16 protein-coding genes are annotated in these 15665 nt (G+C 59.5%); 9 read left to right on the top strand and 7 right to left on the bottom strand.

The annotated features are described in order from the left end of the window. The first annotated feature begins 17 nt into the window (after positions 1 to 17). Positions 18 to 752, top strand: a complete 735-nt coding sequence (locus BMX80_RS12755; RefSeq protein WP_074869126.1) for a UTRA domain-containing protein — start codon at positions 18 to 20, stop codon at positions 750 to 752. Between the two features lie 83 nt (positions 753 to 835). On the opposite strand, the gene smpB is transcribed toward BMX80_RS12755, so the two are convergent. Continuing rightward, a complete protein-coding gene (gene smpB / locus BMX80_RS12750) occupies positions 836 to 1303 on the bottom strand; it encodes an SsrA-binding protein SmpB (protein WP_071872935.1) in 468 nt (155 codons plus the stop codon). A gap of 270 nt (positions 1304 to 1573) precedes the next feature. Here smpB and BMX80_RS12745 point away from each other — a divergent pair, with 270 nt between their 5' ends. Genes BMX80_RS12745 through BMX80_RS12735 form a run of 3 tightly spaced genes read left to right on the top strand, consistent with a single transcriptional unit; the run spans position 1574 to position 3720 of the window. Then, positions 1574 to 2974: a sodium-dependent transporter gene (locus BMX80_RS12745; RefSeq protein WP_074869124.1), complete on the top strand. Its 1401-nt coding sequence runs from the start codon at positions 1574 to 1576 to the stop codon at positions 2972 to 2974. 10 nt (positions 2975 to 2984) lie between these two features. Then, positions 2985 to 3416: a type II toxin-antitoxin system RatA family toxin gene (locus BMX80_RS12740; protein ID WP_071872937.1), complete on the top strand. Its 432-nt coding sequence runs from the start codon at positions 2985 to 2987 to the stop codon at positions 3414 to 3416. Next, complete coding sequence (locus BMX80_RS12735; RefSeq protein WP_074869121.1) at positions 3409 to 3720, top strand: RnfH family protein; 312 nt, start codon at positions 3409 to 3411, stop codon at positions 3718 to 3720. The genes BMX80_RS12740 and BMX80_RS12735 overlap by 8 nt, the downstream gene beginning before the upstream one ends. Positions 3721 to 3751: 31 nt before the next feature. Here the strand turns inward: BMX80_RS12735 and BMX80_RS12730 are convergent, their stop codons facing one another. Next, positions 3752 to 4225: a DciA family protein gene (locus tag BMX80_RS12730; protein ID WP_074869118.1), complete on the bottom strand. Its 474-nt coding sequence runs from the start codon at positions 4223 to 4225 to the stop codon at positions 3752 to 3754. Between the two features lie 86 nt (positions 4226 to 4311). On the opposite strand from BMX80_RS12730, the gene BMX80_RS12725 reads away from it, so the two are divergent. The 4 genes from BMX80_RS12725 to BMX80_RS12710 all read left to right on the top strand — a co-directional run bounded on the left by BMX80_RS12725 (position 4312) and on the right by BMX80_RS12710 (position 10437). Then, complete coding sequence (locus BMX80_RS12725; RefSeq protein WP_074869115.1) at positions 4312 to 5241, top strand: M23 family metallopeptidase; 930 nt, start codon at positions 4312 to 4314, stop codon at positions 5239 to 5241. A 133-nt stretch (positions 5242 to 5374) separates the two neighbouring features. After that, the gene (gene secA / locus BMX80_RS12720; protein ID WP_074869111.1) at positions 5375 to 8110 is read left to right on the top strand and encodes a preprotein translocase subunit SecA; all 2736 of its coding nucleotides are present in this window, start codon (positions 5375 to 5377) and stop codon (positions 8108 to 8110) included. A gap of 99 nt (positions 8111 to 8209) precedes the next feature. Next, positions 8210 to 9427, top strand: coding sequence for a bifunctional glutamate N-acetyltransferase/amino-acid acetyltransferase ArgJ (argJ, locus tag BMX80_RS12715; protein ID WP_074869108.1), 1218 nt, complete (start codon positions 8210 to 8212; stop codon positions 9425 to 9427). 65 nt (positions 9428 to 9492) lie between these two features. Beyond that, a complete protein-coding gene (locus tag BMX80_RS12710; protein ID WP_074869105.1) occupies positions 9493 to 10437 on the top strand; it encodes a Nudix family hydrolase in 945 nt (314 codons plus the stop codon). Positions 10438 to 10448: 11 nt separating this feature from the next. Here BMX80_RS12710 and BMX80_RS18055 read toward each other — a convergent pair whose 3' ends face one another. Further along, on the bottom strand, positions 10449 to 12134 hold the full coding sequence (locus BMX80_RS18055; RefSeq protein WP_074869101.1) for a flagellinolysin: 1686 nt from the start codon (positions 12132 to 12134) through the stop codon (positions 10449 to 10451). A gap of 232 nt (positions 12135 to 12366) precedes the next feature. Beyond that, positions 12367 to 13011, bottom strand: a complete 645-nt coding sequence (gene crp, locus BMX80_RS12700; protein WP_071872945.1) for a cAMP-activated global transcriptional regulator CRP — start codon at positions 13009 to 13011, stop codon at positions 12367 to 12369. A gap of 264 nt (positions 13012 to 13275) precedes the next feature. Here crp and BMX80_RS12695 point away from each other — a divergent pair, with 264 nt between their 5' ends. After that, a complete protein-coding gene (locus tag BMX80_RS12695) occupies positions 13276 to 13701 on the top strand; it encodes an OsmC family protein (RefSeq protein ID WP_074869099.1) in 426 nt (141 codons plus the stop codon). Between the two features lie 74 nt (positions 13702 to 13775). Here the strand turns inward: BMX80_RS12695 and coq7 are convergent, their stop codons facing one another. The 3 genes from coq7 to BMX80_RS12680 all read right to left on the bottom strand — a co-directional run bounded on the left by coq7 (position 13776) and on the right by BMX80_RS12680 (position 15642). Beyond that, the gene (coq7, locus tag BMX80_RS12690; RefSeq protein ID WP_071872947.1) at positions 13776 to 14423 is read right to left on the bottom strand and encodes a 2-polyprenyl-3-methyl-6-methoxy-1,4-benzoquinone monooxygenase; all 648 of its coding nucleotides are present in this window, start codon (positions 14421 to 14423) and stop codon (positions 13776 to 13778) included. Between the two features lie 63 nt (positions 14424 to 14486). Continuing rightward, positions 14487 to 15302, bottom strand: coding sequence for a formylglycine-generating enzyme family protein (locus BMX80_RS12685; protein ID WP_074869096.1), 816 nt, complete (start codon positions 15300 to 15302; stop codon positions 14487 to 14489). Between the two features lies 1 nt (position 15303). Next, entirely contained in the window at positions 15304 to 15642 is a 339-nt protein-coding gene (locus BMX80_RS12680; protein WP_074869093.1) for a histidine triad nucleotide-binding protein, read from the bottom strand. Positions 15643 to 15665 lie beyond the last annotated feature (23 nt).

Genomic DNA, 15665 nt, shown 5'->3' with positions numbered 1-15665 from the left:
GCCGTGGGAGTTATTCGATGTACACCGGCATACCGGGGCGCGAGCCCTCGCAAGTCACGCAAATTCGTCAGGCCTTGCTGGCGCAAATCGATCAAGACCTCGGCGAGCATGGCCGTCTGCCCGCCGAACGGGTGCTCAGCGAACAGTTCGCCACCACGCGCATCACCCTGCGCGAGGCGTTATTGCAGCTGGAGGCCGAAGGCGTGCTGTACCGCGAAGAGCGCCGTGGCTGGTTTGTCGCCCCGCCGCGTTTGGCCTACAACCCCAGCGCGCGCGGTTATTTTGATCGCATGGTGCGCAGCCAAGGGCGGGTGCCCGGCACGCGTTTGTTGCAGGTGGAAACCCAAGCCGCGACCGAACAGATTGCCGCGCTCTTGCAGATTCGCCCGCTCGACCCGGTGTACCTAGTGCGTCGTGCGCGCAGCGTGGATGGGCGCCGGGTGTTGTTTGTCGAGCACTACTTAAACGCGGCGTGTTTTCCCGACTTCGAGCGTTTTGGCGAGCGCACCTTGAGCCATTCGCTGACCGAGCTGTATCGCCAGCATTACGGCATCGAATACGGTCGCGTGCGCTTCGAAATCATGCCCACTGCGCTGCCGGAAATGGCCGCGCGCGTGCTGAAAGTCGCCCCCGGCAGCCCGGCGCTACAGGTGCAACGGGTCAACGCCGATCAGAGTGGGCGCTGGATCGACTGCGATCTGGAATATTGGCGGCAGGATGCGGTGAAGGTGTGTATCGAGGCGGGTAGTTAGGCCCGCTGGACAGCTAGCTGGACAACCATCAGCTGGGCAACTAACTAAAAGCAGCGAGGCGCCCCTAGGCGCCTCGCATTGGCTTACTTGTGCATCGCGCGCTGCTTTTCGCGGGCCCAGTCGCGGTCTTTCTCGACCTGGCGCTTATCGAACTCCTTCTTACCTTTAGCCAGGGCGATTTCGCATTTGACCAAGTGCTGCTTCCAATACAGCGCGGTACACACGCAGGCGTAGCCTTTTTGCTGCACGCCGCCAAACAGCTTGCCCAGCTCGTTTTTGTGCAGCAGCAATTTGCGGGTGCGGATGGGGTCGGCAATCACGTGGGTGCTGGCCTGCGGCAGCGGGGTGATGTGCGCGCCCATCAGCCAAGCTTCGCCATCTTTGAGCAGCACATAGCTGTCGACCAGCTGCGCTTTGCCAGCGCGCAGGCTTTTTACTTCCCAGCCCGACAAAGCAATGCCGGCCTCGAAGGTCTGCTCGATGAAGTAGTCGTGTTTCGCCTTCTTATTAAGGGCGATAGTCCCCGAGGGGTGTTTTTTCTGCTTAGCCATAGGGCGCGCATTATAGGCAGGTGGTCGACTGCCGCCTAGTCGCTGAGGAGTCCCCGAATGAAATGGCTGCCCGGCTCAAGCACAGCGTTGCGCGGTGCCCGGCAACGCGTCTACCACTGGGTATGCCCCGCAGGCTGTGCTCCTATTGCCTTGTGCTTGCGCTGTTCGCTGCATTTATTCGCGGCTTCTGAGCCTTGTTCGCCTTGGTCGTTTTCTGGACAATGCGCGGTTTTCTTGCCCCCTTGTAGAAAGTAGAGCGTGGAGAACAACATGGCAGGCGACAAGGCAGTGGCTCAGGTGTGGGCCAGCCGTTGGATCTTTATTCTGGCGGCCACCGGCTCGGCGGTGGGCTTGGGCAATATCTGGAAATTCCCCTACATGACCGGCGTCTACGGCGGCGGTGCCTTTGTATTGATTTATCTGTTCTGCATCGCCTTGGTGGGTATGCCGGTAATGCTGGCGGAAACCCTGATTGGCCGGCGTGGCCGACACAGCCCCGTGGTCAGCTTGCAGAACCTGGCCGTAGAGCGTGGCGCCAGTGTGCGTTGGGCGTGGGCAGCGGTAATGGGGTTGATTTGCGGCCTGCTGATTCTGTCTTTTTATAGCGTGGTGGCCGGTTGGTCGCTGAGCTACATCATCGATATGGGCAAGGGCAGTTTCACCGGCATTAGTGGTGAAGACGCTGGCGCCGCTTTCGGCGCGCTGACGGCCGACCCGGTCAAGCTGATTATTTTTCACACCATTTTTATGGCCATGACGGCGTGGGTGATTACCCGTGGCGTGGTCGCCGGTCTTGAGCGTGCGCTGCGCTTGATGATGCCGCTGCTGTTTTTACTCTTGGTGGTGCTCTTGGGTTACAGCGTGACCACCGGACACTTCATGGATGGCGTGCGCTTCTTGTTCCACTTCGACCCCGCGCAAGTCAAAGACGGCCTGCTGCCGGCCTTAGGTCATGCCTTCTTCACCTTGAGTGTGGGCGTCGGTTCGATCATGGCCTTTGGTGCGTATATGCCGCGCCGCGCACCGATTGGCGCGACCATTATTACCGTCGGCCTGCTGGATACTGTGGTGGCGCTGGCCGCAGGCTTAGCCTTGTTCCCCATCGTGTTTGCTGCCGGCCTTGAGCCGGGCGCCGGGCCGGGCTTGATGTTCGTCACCTTGCCGGTGGCGTTCGGCAATATCGCCTTTGGCCAAGTGATGGGCGTGGTGTTCTTCGTGCTGGTGGCCTTGGCGGCGTGGAGCTCGTCGATCTCCATGCTCGAACCGGCGGTGGCCTATTTCAGTGATCGGCATGCCGGTGGCCGGGTGCGCTTTACCTGGCTCTTGGCGCTGATCTGCTGGGTACTGGGGATTGGCACTGTGCTGTCGTTTAACGAGTGGGCCGAGCTTAAGTTCTTCGTCACCGGCGCCGACGGCTTTGCGCTGTGGGCGTGGGGCGCCGAAGGCGGTAAGACTTTCTTCGATCTGGTTGATTACTTAACCAGTCGCATCATGCTGCCGCTGGGTGGCTTGGTGTTCGTGCTGTTCGCCGGCTGGGTGCTGGGCCGTGAGGTGGTGCGCGAAGAGCTGGAGCTTAAGAACCCGCTATTCTTAAACCTACTGCTGGTGTTGCTGCGTGTGGTCGCCCCATTGGGCATCGCCGTGGTGTTTGTCGCCGAATTGCTGAAGTGAGGGTTTGCCCATGATGTGCATTCAGCGCTCTGCCTTGCTGCCGGTTTCCGCACAGGTGCTGTACGACTTGGTTAATGATGTGGCCAGCTATCCGCAGTTTTTACCGTGGTGTGATAGCAGCGAAGTGCTCGAGGTTAGCGCCGAGCAAATGACCGCGCGCCTAACCATCGCCAAAGGCGGGGTCAATCAGAGTTTTGTCACCCGCAACACGCTAGTGCCCGGCGAGCGTATCGAAATGAACTTGGTCGAAGGGCCGTTCTCGCGCTTAAACGGCGTGTGGCACTTCAAGGCTCTTGGCGAGCATGCCTGCAAGATCAGCTTGGATTTGTCCTTCGATTACGCCGGCACCTTGGCCAAAGCGACACTGGGCCCTTTGTTCAATCAGGCTGCCAACACTATGGTGGATGCCTTCTGCCAACGAGCGAAACAACTGTATGGCTGAGCACGAAATCAGCGTCGAGGTGGTTTACGCCACCCCCGAGCGCCAAGAACTGGTGCGCCTAAAAGTGCCGCAAGGCAGTAGCATGCTCGATGCCGCGAAAGCGGCGCGGCTGGAGCGCTTCTTTCCCGAGTTGGATGTGGCTGCCACGCCCATGGGTATCTTTGGCAAAGCCGTGGCTAAGCCGGCGGAGCGCGTGCTGGAAGAGGGCGAGCGGGTGGAGATTTATCGCCCCTTGATTGCCGACCCCAAGGAAGTGCGCAAACAACGCGCGGCGAAACTGGCCAAGGCCAAAGCGCAAGAATAAATCGGCGGGTTTTGCGGGTATTAAAAAAGCCTCAGGCGTTGTCGTCTGAGGCTTTTTTGTTGCTCTCGTGGCGGCTGGCTAAGCGCTCTAGCGCGGCCTTTAGTTGCGGGTCTTGAATCACCTCGGCAGCTTCATGCAGGGCCTCGGCAGCGGCGGGGGTGCGTCGCGCAGAATGTGAACGGTAAGGCGCTGCGGACGACCGAGGATGTACCTTGATGAGAATTTTGGTTAAGGTGCGCAATTCTTCGCACGCTTGCAGCTGGCGCAGCAATCGCTGTTCCTGAAAGCGTAGGCGGGTAGCCCAATGGCTGTTGTCGACCACGATCACCAGCTTGCCGTTATTCAGGCCGCCCACTTGGCAGTGTGGCCTAGCCGCCGGCTGTAGGCATTGTTCGAGTAGCGCTTGATAGCGCGCCACCCGAGCGGCCTGATTGAGCATTGTTTGCAGGGCACCCTGCTTGAGCAGGTGTTTGAGCCCTTTCGCGTCCAACGGACGGAACCCCATGGCAGGAAGCCTTGTGATGATTTACTTGCCCGGCATGCTAACAGAGACGCATGCGCTGCGGCGCAAGACACAACGAGGTTGAATGCATGCAAGTCATCATTCTTAGCCGTCGTGGCAGTAACACTACCAATGTTAGCGGTCGCTGGCTGGCAGTGACCGCCGCGTTGGCGACCAAGCTCCTGTTAGGTGTGGGTTTGGTTGGCGGCTTAGCGCTGGCCCAGTGGCATAACCACAGCGGCCCGGGCGAGGGCTTAGATGTTGCGCTGGCGCTGCAATACCAGCGTGACAACGTGCGGGAAACCCGCGAAGACGCGCAGCGTCAATTAGATGCCCTGGCCGTGCATGTCGGCCGCCTGCAAGCGCGCATGATGCGTATCGATGCCCTAGGCGAGCGTTTAGTTGGCGTGGCCGAGCTGGATAGCAGCGAGTTCGACTTCGCCATCGACGTCGCCCAAGGCGGTGCTGATGACGAGCTGGAAAACCTGCCGGCCTATGCCCCGCCCAGCTTTATGGAAACCTTAAGCGCGCTAGAGCTGCGCTTAGGCGAGCGCGAACTGCAGCTGGATTTGCTGGAGTCTATGTTGGCCGAACGCAGCATCTCTGAAGCCAGCGAACTGGCCGGTCGCCCAGTGAATACGGGCTACGTATCGTCACCGTTTGGTCGTCGGGTAAACCCAGTGACGGGGCGCTCTAGCTTGCACAAAGGCGTCGACTTTGCCGCGCCGCGTGGCAGCGATGTAGTCGCGGTGGCTGCTGGCGTGGTGACCTGGTCAGGCCGTCGTCCCGCGTATGGCAACACGGTAGAAATCACCCATGCCGATGGTTATGTGAGCCGCTACGCGCACAACCAGCGCAACACCGTGCAAGTCGGTGAGCTGGTGCAGCCGGGGCAGGTTATTGCCAAAGTGGGTAGCACTGGCCGCTCTACTGGCAATCACGTGCATTTTGAGGTGTTCAAAAACGGCAAATTAGTCAATCCCAGTAGCTACATTGCCCGCAGTTCGTTACATCGTTGACAATGCAATCCAACGGCATGCCTGACGAATCGTCTGCATCCGGTTAGAATGCCTGCCTTGTTTTAAGCCTATCGCTTCGGCTGGGCGCGCGGATGCGCCCTTTCCCTTCAATCAGTGGAAAGCCCTATACGTCATGTTTGCCCCTTTGCTGAGAAAAGTCTTCGGAAGTAAAAACGACCGTGAGCTCAAGCGCATGTCGCGCGTGGTTAAGACCATCAATGCCATGGAAGAGCAGTTGGTCGCCTTGGATGACGCCGCTTTGCGTGCCAAGAGTCAGGAGCTGCGCCAGCGTGCCAGCCAAGGGGAAGCCCTCGATACCTTGCTGCCGGAAGCCTTTGCCGTATGTCGCGAGGCCAGTAAGCGCGTCATGGGTATGCGCCACTTTGATGTGCAGTTGATCGGCGGCATGACCCTTAACGCCGGCAAAATTGCCGAGATGCGTACCGGTGAGGGTAAAACCCTGGTGGCCACCTTGGCGGTGTATTTAAACGCCCTGGCCGGCAAAGGCGTGCACGTGATCACCGTGAACGAATACCTGGCCCGCCGTGACGCCAACTGGATGCGTCCGCTGTATGAATTCTTAGGCCTCAGCGTTGGTGTGGTTACCCCGCAGCAAGACCCGCAAGAAAAGCGTGCTGCTTATGCGTGTGACATCACCTACGGCACCAACAACGAATTTGGTTTCGACTACCTGCGCGACAACATGGCCTTCAGCTTGGAAGATAAATTCCAGCGCGGCCTGAACTTCGCCGTGGTCGACGAAGTGGACTCGATCCTCATCGACGAAGCGCGTACCCCACTGATTATTTCCGGTCAGGCCGAAGACAGCTCGCGCCTGTACATGGAAATGAACAACTTGATCCCGCGTCTGGAACGTGGCGTCGAGGCGGTGGAAGGCGACGCCGGCAAGCCGGGTCACTACACCATCGATGAAAAGACCCGGCAGATCGAAATCACCGAAGCCGGTCACGAGTACATCGAGCAACTGCTCACCGAAGCTGGTTTGCTGCCCGAAGGCGAGAGCCTCTATCACGCGCAGAATCTGACCCTGCTGACCCACGTTTACGCGGCCTTGCGCGCGCATGCGTTGTACCACCGCAACGTCGAGTACATCGTGCAGAACAATCAGGTGCTGCTGATCGACGAACACACCGGCCGTACTATGCCCGGTCGTCGTTTGTCCGAAGGCTTGCACCAGGCCATCGAAGCCAAAGAAGGCCTGCCGATTCAGGCCGAAAGCCAGACGCTGGCCTCGACCACCTTCCAGAACTACTTCCGTCTGTACAACAAGCTGTCCGGCATGACCGGTACCGCAGACACCGAAGCGTTCGAATTCCGCCAGATTTACGCCCTCGACGTGGTGGTGATCCCCACCCACAAGCCGCTGGCGCGTAAAGACGGCAACGACTTGGTGTACCTCACCGTCGAAGAGAAATACCAAGCGGTGATTGCCGACGTGCAAGCCTGTCAGGCTGCGGGTCGCCCGGTGCTGGTCGGTACGGCGTCGATTGATGCTTCCGAATACCTGTCCAGCCTGATGGACAAAGCTGGTATTGCGCACAAGGTACTGAACGCCAAGTTCCACGAAAAAGAAGCTGAGATCATCTCGCAAGCCGGTCGTCCGGGCGCTGTGACCATCGCCACCAACATGGCCGGTCGTGGTACCGACATTCTGCTTGGTGGTAGCTGGGAAGCCGAAGTCGCCGCGCTGGAAAACCCCAGCGACGAGCAAATCGCGCAGATCAAAGCCGAATGGCAACAGCGCCACGCGCAAGTGCTGGAAAATGGCGGCTTGCACGTGATTGGCTCCGAGCGTCACGAATCACGCCGTATCGATAACCAGCTGCGCGGCCGTTCGGGTCGTCAGGGCGATCCGGGTTCGAGCCGTTTCTACCTGTCGCTGGAAGACAACCTGATGCGCATCTTCGCCTCTGATCGGGTGAAGAACTTTATGAAAGCCCTCGGCATGCAGCAGGGCGAGGCCATCGAACACCGCATGGTCACCAACGCCATCGAAAAAGCCCAGCGCAAGGTCGAAGGCCGCAACTTCGATATCCGTAAGCAACTGCTGGAGTTCGACGACGTCGCCAACGAGCAGCGTAAAGTGGTTTACCACATGCGCAACAGCCTGCTGGAAGCCGACAACGTAGCGGCCACCATCGACGAGTTCCGCGCCGAAGTGCTGAATGGTTTGGTCGATCAGTTCCTGCCGCCGCAATCCCTGCCAGAACAGTGGGATATCGAAGGGCTGGAAGAGGCGATGAACCGCGAGTTCACCCTGCAGCTGCCGATTCAGCAGTGGCTGGATGAAGACGATCATCTGCACGAAGAAACCCTGCGCGCCAAGCTGATGGATCTGGTCACCGAAGACTATCGCGGCAAAGAAGAACTGGCCGGCGGCGATGCGCTGCGCACCTTCGAGAAGCAGATCATGCTGCGCGTGCTGGATGACCTGTGGAAAGAACACCTAGCGACTATGGATCACCTGCGCCACGGTATTCACTTGCGTGGTTACGCGGCGAAGAACCCCAAGCAGGAATACAAGCGCGAGTCGTTTAACCTGTTCCAAGAAATGCTCGAGCAGATCAAGCGGGACGTGATTCGCGTGCTGGCCCACGTGCAAGTGCGCCGCGAAGATCCGGCCGAAGAAGAAGCGCGGATGCGCGCCGAAGCCGAAGCCCGCGCCCGTAGCATGCAGTTCCAGCATGCCGCTGCTCCAGCCATGGCCGGTGACGACGATGGCGACGCTGAAGACGACGAGCCGCAGGCGCAAGAGCCCGTGCGCAACGAGCGCAAAGTGGGTCGCAATGAGCTGTGCCCGTGCGGCTCGGGGAAGAAATTTAAACACTGTCACGGCCAGATCAGCTAAACCCTGATCGAGCCACCGTGCTAGCAACGCCGTGACCAGCCTTGGCTGCTCGCGGCGTTTTGCCAGTTAAAGCAAGCATGATTTTCAAGGAGCGTCACTATGGCTGTTGGACTGGGCCCGCTGCCCACATTGCATCCAGTACCGGGTTTCGAGTTGGGTATCGCCTCGGCCGGGATTAAACGCGTAGGCCGCAAGGATGTGGTCGTCATGCGCTGTGCAGAAGGTTCGCGTGTGGCTGGCGTGACCACCACCAATGCGTTTTGCGCCGCTCCCGTGCTGATTACTCGCGAGCGTCTGGCGGGCGAGGTGCGCTATTTGCTCACCAATACCGGCAACGCCAATGCCGGTACCGGCGATGATGGTCTGGCCAACGCCAAGCGCAGCACCGAGGCGTTGGCCCAGCTGACCCAAGTCGATGCCGAGCAGATTTTACCGTTTTCCACCGGTGTGATTGGTGAGCCGCTGCCCGTGGCCAAGATCGAAGCCGCGCTGCCCGCGGCACTGGCTGACTTGGCGGAAGATCACTGGGCGCAAGCCGCCGAAGGCATCATGACCACCGACACGCTGCCTAAGGGCGCCAGTCGTCAGTTTGAGCATGACGGCGTCATCGTCACCGTCACTGGTATCAGCAAAGGCGCCGGCATGATTCGCCCGAACATGGCCACCATGCTGGGCTATATCGCCACCGACGCCAAAGTCTCGCGCGATGTGCTGCAAGCGCTGGTGCGCGATGCGGCGAATAAATCGTTTAACCGCATCACCATCGACGGCGACACCTCGACCAACGATTGCTGCATGCTGATCGCCACCGGCCAAGCCAAGCTGCCGGAAATCACCGCCGCCAGCGGTGAGTTGTTCGGCAAACTGAAAGACGCCGTGTTCAGCGTATTTATGGAAGTGGCACAAGCCATCGTGCGCGACGGCGAAGGCGCGACTAAGTTCGTTACCGTGATAGCCAACGGTGGCGGTAATGCGCAAGAGTGCTTGGATGTGGCGTATGCCGTGGCCCACTCGCCGCTGATCAAGACCGCGCTGTTTGCCTCCGACCCCAACTGGGGGCGCATCTTGGCGGCCGTAGGTTACGCCGGCGTGCCAGAGCTGGATGTGAGCAAGATCGACGTGTTCTTGGGTGAAGTGTGCATCGCCAGCCAAGGCGGTCGCGCGGCCAGCTACACCGAAGCGCAAGGCGCCGAGGTCATGGCCCGCGAGGAAATCACCATTCGCATCGAGTTAGGTCGTGGCGAGTTCAGCGAAACTATCTGGACCACCGACCTTTCCCATGAGTATGTGAAGATTAACGCCGAATACCGCACCTAAATTGGCGGGTAACACCGAGCTAAAAACGGGCCAGCTTGCTGGCCCGTGTATTTTTGGGGGGATGGATGAAGCGCATTCATGTCATGGCTGCTGTGATCGTCGGCGAGGATGGACGTATCCTGCTGGCCAAGCGCGCGGCGAATCAGCATCAAGGTGGCTTGTGGGAATTCCCCGGCGGTAAATGCGAAGCGGGGGAAACTCGCGAGCAGGCGCTGGATCGTGAGCTGCACGAAGAGTTAGGCATCCGCGTGACCGCTGCACGGCCACTGATTCAGGTGAGCCATGATTACGCGGATAAATCCGTACTGTTGGACGTTTGGCGCGTGACCGGCTTCAGTGGCGAGCCACACGGTGCTGAGGGGCAGCCCTTGGCGTGGGTGGTGCCGCCGGCGTTAAGCGATTACCACTTTCCTGCAGCGAATTTGCCGATTGTGAGTGCCGCACAGCTGCCCGATTGCTACTGGGTCACGGCGCCCGAGTGGACGGCAGAGCACGCCTTAGCGCAGTTAACCCAGGCTTTGGCTGCTGGCGCAGCGTTGATCTACTGGCGTTTACCGCAGTTAAGTGCGGCGGCGTATTTGCACTGTGTGCAGCAAGCGGCGGCGCTGTGTGCGGGCCGTGCCCAGCTGATGCTGCACGGCGAGCAGGCGTTATTGGCGCAAGTGCCGGGCGCCGGCTGGCATCTCAGCGCCGCGCAGTTGCAGGGCTTTCAGGGTGAGCGCCCGGCGGGTGTGCGCGTGGCGGCGTCGTGCCATAACGCCGCCGAGTTAGCGCTGGCCAATCAGTTGGGGGTGGACTTTGTTACCCTGTCACCGCTACTGCAGACCGCCTCACACCCAGAGGCAGAGCCTCTAGGCTGGGCGCAGGCCGAACAATTACTCAAGCAGTGTTTAAGCCCAGCGTATCTGCTCGGCGGGGTAAGTCCGGCCGACTTGCCGCAGGCGTGGCAAGTGGGTGCGCAGGGCATTGCGGCGATTCGGGGGTTGTGGCACGGTGTCGGGGCTGCTTAGCGTCAAAGCCTCTAGCGCAGTAGGTTGAGCACGTTTTCCGACTGCTGATTAGCTTGCGCGAGGATGCCCTGCGCGGCCTGCTGTTTGATTTGCTGTGAGACCAGCAGGGCGGTTTCTTGGGCAAAGTCAGCATCGATGATTCGCGAGCGGCTGGAGGCGGCGTTTTCGCCAATGTTTTGCAGGTTGTCGATAGTCGCTTCAAGACGGTTTTGTAGCGAGCCCATGTAGGCGCGCTGGCGATCGACATAGGCCAGCGCGTCATCTACATCCATCACCGCGAAGCCGGGCAAAGTGCCTAAGTTGAGCCGGCTCAGTGCCAGCGAGCCGGCGCTGAATGAGCCGATGCCGACACTGACGGTTTCGTTAGCATTGGCGCCAACTTGGAAGTCCACCACGCTGCCGCCGCCCACGCTGTTGGCATTAAATAAGCTCGGTTCTTTGAGCTTAAAACCCTGTGAGCCGGGCAGCCCGGTGCCTTGGTTGGGCAAGATGTTCTCTGCCGTTAACACCGGCCCGCCGTCAGCATCTAGGCCGCCGATGGCGCCGGTGTCGGCGTTGGTCAGGTTCATCCCTGCAACATAGGCGCTGGCATTGGCATTGAACTGGGTATTGAAGTTGGCCAGGCTGGTGAAGGCGCCTTTGCTGGCATTGGTCAGCGCCTGATCGAGTGTCGAGCCGGCATTGCTGTTGAGATAACCCATGATCTCTTTGATGCCGGTGCCGCCGGCTGCCTTGATGCGGTCATGCATATAGCGAACGGCCACATAGCCGGCCGAGTAACCGGCGCTGACACCGACGTTGTCGGCGTTGAAGGCGGCGAGCATGGCGGTGACATTGGTGCCGCCGGCGGTGTCGGCAAATACTCGGGCATCGGCGCCATGTACAGCCTCTGCGGCGCCTTCGATAAACCAGTTGGGCAGTCCGCCGGCAAAATTCATCGTGCGGCCCATTACCGCGTGAGCCATTTCGTGGGCAATCACCCGGTCGGTGTACTGCGCAGGGTTGGTGCCGCCGTTGGGTAGGGTGGAGGCATCGAAATAGGCGAGGTTAACGTCGAGTACTTGGTTGAGCGCCTTGCCGTTGCCATCGGCACCGGTGTAGGCGACCGAGGCTAAAGCAGGGCTGGCGCCGTTATTGCTGAAGGTGATTTCCAGCTGCGCCCCATCGGCACGCAGGCCGAAGGCGTCGAAGACGCGTTGTTCGCCTTCGCTAATCCAATAGCCGCGTAAAGAGTTGAGTACCGAGCGTTGGTCAAGATCGCCAAGCAGCGAGCTGCTGCCCTGATCGAACACTTTGCGCCCACCAAAGGTGGTCGTTTCGTTGATGCGAGTGATTTCCTGCGCAAGCTGCTGGGCTTCTTGGTTGAGCGCATCGCGCTCGCTGGCGCCGTTGGAGCCATTCATGGCCTGCAAGCCCAGTACGCGAATCCGCTGCAGTGCATCGGTCACGCTTTGCAGAGCGCCTTCGGCGACTTGCAACAGCGAGATGCCGTCGTTGGCGTTACGCACAGCCACAGCCAAGCCGCTGACCTGTGTCGATAGGCGGTTGGAGATCTGTAGGCCGGCGGCATCATCCTTCGCACTGTTAATGCGATAGCCCGTGGACAGTCGTTGCAGCGTGGTATTTAAGGCGCTGCCGTTACTGCCCAGTTGGCGCTGGGTAAATGATGACGCCATGTTGGTGTTGACGCTGAGCATGCTTTGCAGCCCCTCGCGTGCAGGTTTTTGTAACTCCTGAGCGGGTTTTCGGCGTGGGTGAAAAGAGCTTGAGGCAGGGGAGGGCTATTGCCGACGAACGGTTGCCGTTGCGGCGTGCTGTCGTTTGATTGAGATTCGGCGACGGGGTGCGTTAAGTGAGGAGAGCGAGTGAGCGCTTGTTGCGTCGAGCGGCGCTTGGCTCTCGGCTGAGAGCCAAGCCTGCGCGAGGGTCTTAGCGGGTGCCGTAAACCACCATGGTTTTGCCTTTGACGTGTACCAGTCCCTGTTCTTCCAGTGACTTCAGTACGCGACCAACCATTTCCCGCGAGCAGCCAACAATGCGGCCAATCTCTTGGCGGGTGATCTTGATCTGCATGCCGTCGGGGTGCGTCATCGCGTCGGGTTGCTTGCACAGATCGAGCAGGGTGCGTGCGACGCGGCCAGTCACGTCGAGGAAGGCCAAGTCGCCGACTTTGCGCGTGGTATCGCGCAGGCGCTCGGCCATCTGCTGGCCAAGGGCGAACATAATATCCGGGTCTTGCTGGCTGATTTCGCGGAACTTGGCGTAGCTGATTTCTGCCACTTCGCACTCGGTTTTCGCGCGTACCCAAGCGCTGCGCTCTTGCTCGGAGCCTTCGCGCTCGAACAGGCCCATCTCGCCAAAGAAGTCTCCGGCGTTGAGGTAGGCAATGATCATTTCGCGACCATCGTCATCCTCAATCAGAATGGTCACGGAGCCTTTGACGATAAAAAACAGGCTTTCGCAACGGTCACCGGCATAAATGATGGTGCTTTTGGCAGTAAAACGACGGCGATGGCAGTGGGCCAAGAACTTATCGAGGTTCTTGATTTTTGGCGTAAGGGTCAGTGCAACCATGAGATTTCCCGCAATGTTGAGTCACGATCCAGCGACTCGTTTTGTTTTATCTGGGATACGTCATCAGTGATCTGGATAAAGACCAACAGTGACTATATTCCTTTTTTAGCTGATGGTGTCAGTGTGACGGCGTCAAGTTTACCAACAAGCGACCGCTTGGTTTTACGAATTGAACCACAGAAAGCGTAAGCGCTAGTGGCCACAGCTGGCAAATAGACGTGTGGTAAGCTACCGCGCGGTTTGCAGGCTATCAGGAGTATGGGGATGAAGGCGCGGATTCAGTGGGCCGGTGAGGCCATGTTTTTAGGTGAGTCAGGCAGTGGCCATGTGGTGGTGATGGATGGCCCGCCGGAATACGGTGGCCGCAACTTGGGCGTGCGCCCGATGGAAATGCTGCTGCTGGGCATGGGTGGCTGCACCGGTTTTGACGTGATGAGCATTTTGAAGAAAGCGCGTCAGCCGGTAGAGCACTGTGAGGCGTTTTTAGAGGCCGAACGCGCCAGCGAAGACCCGAAAGTGTTCACCAAAATTCACGTGCACTTTGTGGTCAAAGGCCGTGGCCTAAAAGAAGCGCAGGTTAAACGCGCGGTTGAGTTGTCGGCAGAAAAATACTGCTCGGCGTCGATCATGCTCGGCGCGGCGGGTGTGGCGATTACTCACGATTATGAGATTGAAGAGCTCGGCGCTTAAGTCGCGAGCGCACGCACAAAAACGGCAGCTTATTAAGCTGCCGTTTTTGTTCAAGCCGCAAAGCCCTGACTCAATCAGATGCGGTAGGTGCTTTTGGTCATCACCTTGGACAGCAAGGTCATGCCCAGTTTGACCGGCGCGGGAAACTTAAAGCCGCCGGCCTCTAAGGCATGGTCGGCATGCTCGGCTTCATCGATGCGCATCTGCGCCAAAATCGCGCGGCTCTTTGCATCGCTGCGCGGCAGTTGGTGCAGGTGCTCATCCAAGTGCTTGCACACTTGATCTTCGGTGGCGGCGACAAAGCCTAGGCTTAAGCGGTCGCTAATCAAACCGGCGGTGGCACCAATACCAAACGACAGGCCGTAAAACAGTGGATTAAGTACGCTGGGGCGGCTGTCCAGTTGGCGCAGGCGCTCTTCGCACCAGGCCAGATGGTCGATTTCTTCCCGCGCCGCGTGCTCCATGCGTTCGCGCACTTCCGGCAGCTTGGCAGTGAGGGCTTGGCCTTGGTACAGGCCTTGCGCGCACACCTCTCCGGTGTGGTTGATGCGCATCAAGCCGGCGACATGGCGGTTGTCATCGGCAGACAGCTCGCACTCGGGCTTATCGCTGGCCGGTGACAGGCGATCCGGCTGGCCGCTAAAGGGCAGCAAGGTGCGCAGGGCGCTGTCGGCTTGCAGCAGCAGCTGATCGAGCGGGGAGTAATGGCGTTGGGACGGCATACGCATCTCCAGAACAAACTGTGCAAAGTGTAACGCAGTTAGGTGTGTAGACGTTGACGTCTGTCAGTTCAGCTCGCGCAGCACACGAAAACCCAATGAGTAACTGGCTTGATCGGCTTGGCGCGGGTCGCGCAGCGAACTGCGCAAATACTGCGGGCCGCTGTTCCACGCGCCGCCACGCACTACGCGCGGGCGTTGATCGAGCAAGCGGGCGCTGTGTTGTTCGCTGCCATCATAGGTGGCGGAATAGGGCGAAGCAGTCCACTCCCAAACATTGCCGGCGGTGTCGTACAGACCAAACGCGTTGGGCGCAAATTGGCCACGCAGTGCGGTTTTGTTGCGAATAAAGCTGGAGGTGCCGCAGCCGCGACAGTGGGCAAACGGTTGCTCATTAACGGGCGCGGCGCTGTCGCCCCACCAAAACAAGCTGCTGCTACCGGCGCGGGCGGCGTATTCCCACTCGGCCTCAGTAGGTAGGCGATAGCGCTGGCCGGTGACTTGGCTGAGCCATTGGCAAAACGCCTGCGCTTGATGCCAGTTCACATGCATCACCGGGCGCTGTTCCGATAAGCCCCAGCCTTCGTTATTCGGCACCGGCTTGCCGCTGGCTTCGCTGTAGGCGCGCCATTCAGCGAAGCTCACCTCATAAACGCCCATGGCAAACGCCTTGGGCAGGGTAAGTTGTTTGGTGGGGCGCTCGTTGTGATTGCCAGAGCCTACGCTGTCGCCGATGACAAAGGTGCCCGCCGGCACCACCACCAGCTCAGGGCCGGGGGTGCCGTCGAGCAGGTTGTCGTGGAAGGTGTCGCCGGGGTTTAAGGCATGCGCGCTGGGCGCTAGGCACAGCAATAGGCTGGCCAGTAAAGCGGTGACGCGCATATCAACCCGGCGGCCAGTTCAGTTGACGCTGACCGAGCACATGCATGTGGATGTGGTACACGGTCTGCCCACCTTGCTCGTTGCAGTTCATCACCACACGAAAGCCCGCCTCGCAGCCTTGCTCTTTGGCCAAACGCTGGGCGGTGAAGAGGATGTGCCCGGCGAGGGCTTTGTCGTCTTCGGCTAAGTCATTCAAGGTGGCGATGTGTTTTTTTGGGATCACCAAAAAGTGCACCGGCGCTTGCGGGCTGATGTCGTGAAAGGCCACGAGGTGTTCGTCTTCGTAGAGCTTTTTCGCGGGTATGTCACCGGCGACTATTTTGCAAAATAAGCAGTCCATAGAGCCTCCCGTGGCGCTGATTG

Source organism: Atopomonas hussainii, assembly GCF_900109735.1.
Taxonomy (GTDB): Bacteria; Pseudomonadota; Gammaproteobacteria; order Pseudomonadales; family Pseudomonadaceae; genus Atopomonas; species Atopomonas hussainii.
This window is presented reverse-complemented; position numbering and strand designations above follow the sequence as displayed.

Excerpts from the sequence above, each read along its gene's own strand:
- secA (WP_074869111.1), top strand. The coding sequence starts at position 5,375 with ATGTTTGCCCCTTTGCTGAGAAAAGTCTTCGGAAGTAAAAACGACCGT.
- BMX80_RS12685 (WP_074869096.1), bottom strand. The coding sequence starts at position 15,302 with ATGCGCGTCACCGCTTTACTGGCCAGCCTATTGCTGTGCCTAGCGCCC.
- BMX80_RS12695 (WP_074869099.1), top strand. The coding sequence starts at position 13,276 with ATGAAGGCGCGGATTCAGTGGGCCGGTGAGGCCATGTTTTTAGGTGAG.
- smpB (WP_071872935.1), bottom strand. The coding sequence starts at position 1,303 with ATGGCTAAGCAGAAAAAACACCCCTCGGGGACTATCGCCCTTAATAAG.
- BMX80_RS12680 (WP_074869093.1), bottom strand. The coding sequence starts at position 15,642 with ATGGACTGCTTATTTTGCAAAATAGTCGCCGGTGACATACCCGCGAAA.
- crp (WP_071872945.1), bottom strand. The coding sequence starts at position 13,011 with ATGGTTGCACTGACCCTTACGCCAAAAATCAAGAACCTCGATAAGTTC.
- BMX80_RS12730 (WP_074869118.1), bottom strand. The coding sequence starts at position 4,225 with ATGGGGTTCCGTCCGTTGGACGCGAAAGGGCTCAAACACCTGCTCAAG.
- BMX80_RS18055 (WP_074869101.1), bottom strand. The coding sequence starts at position 12,134 with ATGCTCAGCGTCAACACCAACATGGCGTCATCATTTACCCAGCGCCAA.
- BMX80_RS12710 (WP_074869105.1), top strand. The coding sequence starts at position 9,493 with ATGAAGCGCATTCATGTCATGGCTGCTGTGATCGTCGGCGAGGATGGA.
- BMX80_RS12745 (WP_074869124.1), top strand. The coding sequence starts at position 1,574 with ATGGCAGGCGACAAGGCAGTGGCTCAGGTGTGGGCCAGCCGTTGGATC.
- argJ (WP_074869108.1), top strand. The coding sequence starts at position 8,210 with ATGGCTGTTGGACTGGGCCCGCTGCCCACATTGCATCCAGTACCGGGT.
- BMX80_RS12740 (WP_071872937.1), top strand. The coding sequence starts at position 2,985 with ATGATGTGCATTCAGCGCTCTGCCTTGCTGCCGGTTTCCGCACAGGTG.
- coq7 (WP_071872947.1), bottom strand. The coding sequence starts at position 14,423 with ATGCCGTCCCAACGCCATTACTCCCCGCTCGATCAGCTGCTGCTGCAA.
- BMX80_RS12725 (WP_074869115.1), top strand. The coding sequence starts at position 4,312 with ATGCAAGTCATCATTCTTAGCCGTCGTGGCAGTAACACTACCAATGTT.
- BMX80_RS12735 (WP_074869121.1), top strand. The coding sequence starts at position 3,409 with ATGGCTGAGCACGAAATCAGCGTCGAGGTGGTTTACGCCACCCCCGAG.
- BMX80_RS12755 (WP_074869126.1), top strand. The coding sequence starts at position 18 with ATGTACACCGGCATACCGGGGCGCGAGCCCTCGCAAGTCACGCAAATT.